At 72.4% G+C, this 2,347-nt stretch carries 3 protein-coding genes; 1 reads left to right on the top strand and 2 read right to left on the bottom strand.

The annotated features are described in order from the left end of the window. The coding region (locus FRW57_RS20485) for a DEDD exonuclease domain-containing protein (protein WP_152186924.1) at positions 1-1,359 on the bottom strand (1,359 nt) is incomplete at its 3' end. Between the two features lie 138 nt (positions 1,360-1,497). Here FRW57_RS20485 and FRW57_RS20480 point away from each other — a divergent pair. After that, a complete protein-coding gene (locus FRW57_RS20480) occupies positions 1,498-1,878 on the top strand; it encodes a GntR family transcriptional regulator (protein WP_137121025.1) in 381 nt (126 codons plus the stop codon). A gap of 84 nt (positions 1,879-1,962) precedes the next feature. On the opposite strand, the gene FRW57_RS20475 is transcribed toward FRW57_RS20480, so the two are convergent. After that, on the bottom strand, positions 1,963-2,347 hold a 385-nt coding region (locus FRW57_RS20475), incomplete at its 5' end, for a glycerate kinase (RefSeq protein WP_203230454.1).

Raw genomic sequence — 2,347 nt, 5'->3', positions numbered from 1 at the left:
CGCGATGCGCTGCGCGCGAGCCGCGGCCCGGACCAGGTGCAGCAAGCGGTCGCGCACCGCGCCCGCGTCCTCGTAGCGCTCCTGTCGGGACAGGACGCTCATCCGCTCGCGCAGCGCCCCGACGACCTCGCGGGCGTCGCCCGAGATCATCTCGGCGGCGGTCTGCGCGACGAGCGCGTAGTCCTGCACGGACTGGGCGCCGGTGCACGGCGCGCCGCATCGCCCCATCTCGGCGAGCGCGCAGGCGGGCGTGACGCCCCGAGTGCTCAACCGTGTGGTGCACTGGCGCAGGGGCACCACCTCGTGGACGGCGTCGACGGCGTCCCGCGCGGCCGCCCACGAGGAGAACGGACCGAAGTAGCGGGCGCCGTCGTCCTTGACCTGCCGGACGATGGACAGCCGGGGAAAGGGCTCGACGGTCAGCTTCACCCACGGGGCGCGTTCGGGATAGCGGGAGCGCCGGTTGTAGCGCGGTTGGTGCTCGGCGATGAGGCGCAGCTCGCGCACCTCGGCCTCCAGCGCCGTGGCACACACGATCGGGGTGATGTTCTGCGCGAGTGCGACCATCTCGGCCATCCGGCTGCGTTGCTCGCTGGCGGTGAAGTAGGTGCGCACCCTGCGGCGGATGTCCTTGGAGGTACCGACGTAGAGCGGTCGGCCATCGGCGTCCTTGAAGATGTAGACCCCCGGTGCGGAGGGCAACCCGTCGGCGAGGAACCGCTTGCGGCGCTGCGCCGGGCTCACCCGCGAGGAGTAGCTGGCCAGCTCCTCGAACGTGGTGACGCCGAGGTTGCCGACCCGCGCGAGCAGGCCGTGCAGCACGTCGACGGTTGCGCGGGCATCGTGCAGCGCGCGGTGGTCGGGCGTCGTTGCCGCGCCGAAGAGCCGGGCCAGCGAACTCAGCTTGCGGTTGGGCGCCTCGTCACGGGTGACGAGCTGCCGGGCCAGGTGCACGGTGTCGACCACGCGAAAACCCGGCCAGGGGTGTCCGGTCTGGGCGGCGGCCGCCTTGAGGAAGGAGATGTCGAAACCCGCGTTGTGGGCCACGAGGACGCTGCCTGCGGCGAACTCCAGGAACGCCGGCAGCACAGTGGCCACCCGGGGCGCGTCCGCGACCATCGCGCCCGTGATGCCGGTCAGCACCGAGATGAACGCCGGGATCGGCTCGGCAGGGTTGACCAGGGTCTGGAACTCTCCAAGGACCTCGCCGCCCCGCACCTTGACCGCGCCGACCTCGGTGATGTGCGCACCGGAGGGGCTGCCACCCGTGGTCTCCAGGTCGACGACCACGAACGTGACGTCGGCGAGCGGTGTCCCGAGCTCGTCGAGCGTCGCCTGGACGCCGTGGGTGACCTGCATGGGACCGACGGTAGGCCGTGGGTCCGACAGGCCGGGGCAGGCGCGCCCGTGGCGAAATCGGCCGGCTCCTGGGCCGCCGGCAGTCGATCATCGTGTGGCACGGTGGTGGTGGTGAGAATCGGGGTGAGGAGGACGCTCATGCAGCTGGTTCGGATCGACTCCGGCAGCGAAGTACCGCCCTACGAGCAGGTGCGGCTCCAGCTGGCGACGCAGATCACGCAGGGCGTCCTGCCTGTCGGCGCCAAGCTGCCCACCGTGCGGAGCCTGGCCAGCTCGCTGGGGGTCGCCGCCAATACGGTTGCGCGCGCCTACCGCGAGCTCGACGAGGCCGGTTTGGTCGAGACTCGTGGTCGCGCCGGCACCTTCGTCGGCAGCGCGGGCGACGAGAGCAGGGCGCGGATCCGCCACGCCGCACAGGAGTTCGCCCGCGTCGCCCACGCCCTCGGGCTGAGCCCCGACGAGGCGCTCGGAGTCGTCGAGGCGGCGGTGCGCGGCCAGCGGCCCCCTCAAACCTGTTGATACGCCGACCAGCCCGAGGACGTTCCCCCGCCGCGGCCAACCCCAACGCGCCACGCCGGTATGCCGTGCGCGGTGGCACAGGCGCTACGTGCCTCCGGTCGCTGCGTGGTTCGTGGCGAGCGAGCCCAGGTGTCGGAACACCGCCTCCTCGATGCAGGCGAGCGGCTCGGCCCACGAACGCTCCTCGCCGAAAACCTGTACGAGGTCGACGCAGGGGACCCGGTCACGCACCTCCGGACGCACCTGCCCGGCCACGACGAAGACCGGTGTGTCGGTCTGCTCGGCGAGGGCGGCGACCCCGCCGACGACCTTGCCGTTGAAGGACTCCGGGTCCATCAGGCCCTCCCCGGTGATGACAAGGTCCGCTTGGGCTACGGCCTCGGCGAGGCCGACTTCGGTCGCCACGGCGTCGAAGCCCGGGGCCAGCCGGGCGCCGAGCGCGGCGAGGCCACCCGCCAGACCCCCGGCG

Source organism: Segeticoccus rhizosphaerae, assembly GCF_009192725.1.
GTDB classification, from domain to species: domain Bacteria; phylum Actinomycetota; class Actinomycetes; order Actinomycetales; family Dermatophilaceae; genus Segeticoccus; species Segeticoccus rhizosphaerae.
This window is presented reverse-complemented; position numbering and strand designations above follow the sequence as displayed.